2 protein-coding genes are annotated in these 4,114 nt (G+C 49.7%); both read left to right on the top strand.

What is annotated here, in order from left to right; translation table 11 throughout:
• On the top strand, window positions 1-180 hold a 180-nt coding region (locus B2Z67_RS11870; RefSeq protein WP_291530046.1), incomplete at its 5' end, for a hypothetical protein.
• 57 nt (window positions 181-237) lie between these two features.
• Window positions 238-4,020 (top strand): DEAD/DEAH box helicase, encoded by a 3,783-nt coding sequence (locus B2Z67_RS11865; RefSeq protein ID WP_291530045.1) that lies wholly within the window; start codon window positions 238-240, stop codon window positions 4,018-4,020.
• The last annotated feature ends 94 nt before the right edge of the window (window positions 4,021-4,114 follow it).

Raw genomic sequence — 4,114 nt, 5'->3', positions numbered from 1 at the left:
AGGAGGAGAATAGAGATAGTCTTTGCGTTCATCCGTGTAACTCATGTAATCTGCGTAATCCATGTGACCCGTGTAATCCGTGTAACTCATGTGACCCGTGTAACTCGCGTAACCCATGTACCCCGTTTATTCCGCGTTCATCCGTTTATTCCGCGTCGTCCGCGTACCAATTCTCACTAATAAATAATCATTTAGCAGTATCATAATGAATAACCATAAAAGTTCTACGGAAGCCTAATGGAAGCGGAAGTACAAGAATATTATAACTTCCTGATTGCTGTCTGCCGGGACGGGAATATTCCGCTGACGGTTGCATACCGCCAGTTGCGCGAACTATTGGAACGTATCTGCCGGACGCAAATGCCGGACGGCAACCTGCAAATGACCGACCTCTCCGCCCGTATCAGTTTCGTAGCGTCGAAAGCCGGGCTTACCATCGTAGAGCAGAACCGGCTGCATACTTTCCGGTTGACCTCCAATGCCGTACTAAACCGCCAGTCGAACCCTTCGCGCGAGAACCTGTTGCGGGACGCCAAGACATTGTCCTTCTTCATCAAACGCCTGACGGGCGAGGACATCCCCACGGAACTCTACCGCCTGCTCCCCCGTGCGGACGCTACTTATATAGTAGCTCCCCCGGCCAAGGAACGGGTACGCCGGATGCGCGTCTGCTTCCAGTATGCCGACGACACCTATTTATATGTATTACCCACGGATACCCTTGCGGACGAACCGTTGCGGGTACGCTACAATATACCTCAAGTAAACGAAGAATTCACCACAACCTGCAAACTGCTGTGGAGACATGCGCAAGTCAACCTGCTGGATGTGGCAATAGACGAAGCGGGAATATTAACCCCCGCCTTCATCATACTTGAACCCGACTACCTGATAGACATCAGTTCGCTGGCGGAATGCTTCAAGGAGTATGGGCATCATCCCGCCAATTATTTGCTTGCCCGTTTGCAATCGCCCGATAATACGCGCCCCTTGCTGCTTGGTAATATCGCCAACCTTTTCCTGGACGAATGGATTTACTCCCAGGAAGAACCCGGTTATCTGGATTGTATGAAAAAGGCTTTCCGTACTTATGCTATCGAGCTGGCGGCATGCACCGATTTGCTGGACAAGGAAAAAGAACACGAGTTCTTCGCCGACTGCAAACGCCATTTCGAGCACATCAGGCAGACGGTTACAGAAACATTCCGTACTCCCGGCTACGAACTGGACAAGACGGACGCAGTGCTCGAACCGACTTACATTTGCGAAGCCTTGGGACTTCAAGGACGCCTGGACTATATGCAACGTGACATGTCTTCGTTTATAGAAATGAAATCGGGCAAGGCCGACGAATACACCATCCGCGGCAAGGTAGAGCCGAAAGAGAATAATAAGGTGCAGATGCTACTCTACCAGGCGGTATTGGAGTATTCCATGGGGATGGATCACCGCAAAGTAAAAGCATACTTGCTCTACACCCGCTATCCGCTATTGTATCCCGCCCGCCCGTCGTGGGCAATGGTGCGCCGTGTAATGGATGTGCGCAACCGGATTGTGGCTAATGAATACGGGATACAATTGCGTAACAGCCCGTACTACACGGCAGAGCGGTTGAGAGAAATCAATCCGGATACGTTGAACGAGCGTGGTCTGAACAACATTCTATGGAAGCGTTTCCTCTATCCGTCCATTGATGCCGTGGCTCAACGCATCAAAGCGCTTACTCCGCTGGAACAGTGCTACTTCCACACACTCTATAATTTCATAACGAAAGAATTATATACTTCAAAGTCAGGCGACATTGACTATGAAGGGCGTACCGGCGCTGCCGCCCTGTGGCTATCTACGCTGGCGGAGAAATGTGAAGCGGGGGAAATACTGCATGACTTGACTATCCGTGAGAACCATGCCGCAGATGCTCGTAAAGCATACCTGGTATTGGCAAGAAGAGGTGATTGCTCTTCTAAGTATGATTGTTCTTCTAAGCATGATTGCTCTTCCGGGCATAATAGTTCCTCTCAATGCGATTGTTCCTCCCGGTATATTCATTCTTCCGAACATGATAATACATGCCAATGCGAGCCGGAGCCTCTCCAAACGTTGCCCAACTTCCGTGAAGGAGACGCCATCGTTCTCTATGAACGCAATAACGACACGGACAATGTAACGAACAAAATGGTATTCAAAGGAAACATTGAGCAGATTACGGACACAGACATCCGCATCCGTCTTCGCGCTTCCCAACAAAACACGTCCGTACTTCCTTCCGGAAGCCGTTATGCGGTAGAGCATGACTTCATGGATACCTCTTTCCGCAGTATGTACCTGGGACTTTCCGCTTTTCTTTCCGCCAATAAGGAGCGCCGCGACTTGTTGTTGTTTCAACGTGAAGCAGAATTCGACACTTCTTTGGATGCGGATATCGCTTCCGCTCCCGACGATTTCTCGCGTATCACCCTGAAAGCGCAAGCAGCAAAAGATTATTTTCTTCTTGTCGGTCCGCCCGGAACCGGAAAGACTTCCCGCGCCTTGCGCAGTATGGTAGAAGTCTTCCACCGTGAAGGGAAACAAATCCTGCTACTTTCGTACACCAACCGCGCCGTTGACGAAATCTGCAAAGCCCTTTCCGCCATCAATCCGGAAGTTGATTTTATCCGTATCGGGAACGAGCTTTCCTGCGATTCCTCATTCCGCGCCCACTTGATAGAGAATGTGTTGGAGGCGTGCTCCACACGGCGCGAAGTACATGCACGTATAGAACGTTGCCGTATCTTTGTCGGTACGGTTGCCACACTTTCTACGAAGACTGAGCTTTTCCGCCTGAAATCTTTCGATGTAGCTATTGTGGATGAAGCCACGCAGATATTGGAGCCGCAACTGCTGGGGCTTCTTTGCGCGCGTAATATTGCCGGCGGGAATGCCATCGGAAAGTTCATTCTTATCGGCGACCATAAGCAATTGCCGGCCGTTGTGCTGCAATCCGAAAATCAGTCCGAAGTCGGCGAAGAGTGCCTGCACGATGCAGGCTTGCACAACTTGAAAGATTCTCTTTTTGAACGTTTGTATCGTAAAGCCGTTACGAGCCGGTCGTCATCCCTCACGCACCATTCACCATCTGTTGCCGACCGCTTGTCATTTCTCACGAACCGTTTCTGCGATATGCTTTGTCGGCAGGGACGTATGAATGTAGAAGTGGCTCATTTTCCTAACAAGGCTTTTTACGGTGGACTATTAGAATCTGTCGGCTTACCCCACCAGCATGGTCACCTTGCGCTGGCGCCGGAGTTGTTGGGAAGTGAATTTGCTGATATATTGGATAAGCGGGTTGCCTTCTTACCGTCCGTTCCGGAATCTGTGGCGCAATCGGCAAAGGTTAATCATTCGGAGGCGAAACTTGTGGCTCGATTAGCTCAAGCTGTCTATCAGCAATATTCGGCAAATGTTTCCGGCATTGATTCCAATCCCGGTTTGGGTTCCAATATCAGTCCCGGCATCAGCTCCGACACGAATTCTGATTTGAACTCCGTTCCCGGTTCCGGTTTCAATCCTTGTACTCCGCACTTACCATTGCATCGTACTGATCCCGGTACTGATACCGGTTCCGGTTTCAATCCTCGTACTCCGCACTTACCATTGCATCGTACTGATTCCGGTACTGATACCAGTTCCGGTTTCAATTCAGCCCTGACCTTAGGAGTCATCACCCCCTATCGCAGCCAGATTGCCCTGATAAAACGTGAGATAGCCGCTTTAGGCATTCCGGCTTTAGAAAACATCTTGGTAGATACTGTCGAACGGTTTCAAGGCAGCGAGCGGGACGTCATCATTTACTCTTTCTGCGTAAATCGTACTTATCAATTAAAGTTTCTGGCTAATATGACAGAAGAAAACGGTATCCGGATTGACCGTAAACTGAATGTAGCCCTCACCCGTGCCCGTAAGCAACTGTTTGTGATTGGAGTACCCCGGTTATTGCGCCTGAATCCAATCTATTCCGCCTTATTGGATAATATTCCGTAAAAGCATTAGCCGGTATTATCCATACGGCAGGCGTTAAGGGGATTATCATTTTGTCACTTTGTATTTTAAGTTGGCTGAGAATGCGTTATTTCCG

It is taken from the genome of Bacteroides sp. UBA939 (assembly GCF_002293435.1).
GTDB lineage: Bacteria > Bacteroidota > Bacteroidia > Bacteroidales > Bacteroidaceae > Bacteroides.
This window is presented reverse-complemented; position numbering and strand designations above follow the sequence as displayed.

Coding starts and splice junctions, on each gene's coding strand:
- B2Z67_RS11865 (WP_291530045.1), top strand. CDS start 238: ATGGAAGCGGAAGTACAAGAATATTATAACTTCCTGATTGCTGTCTGC.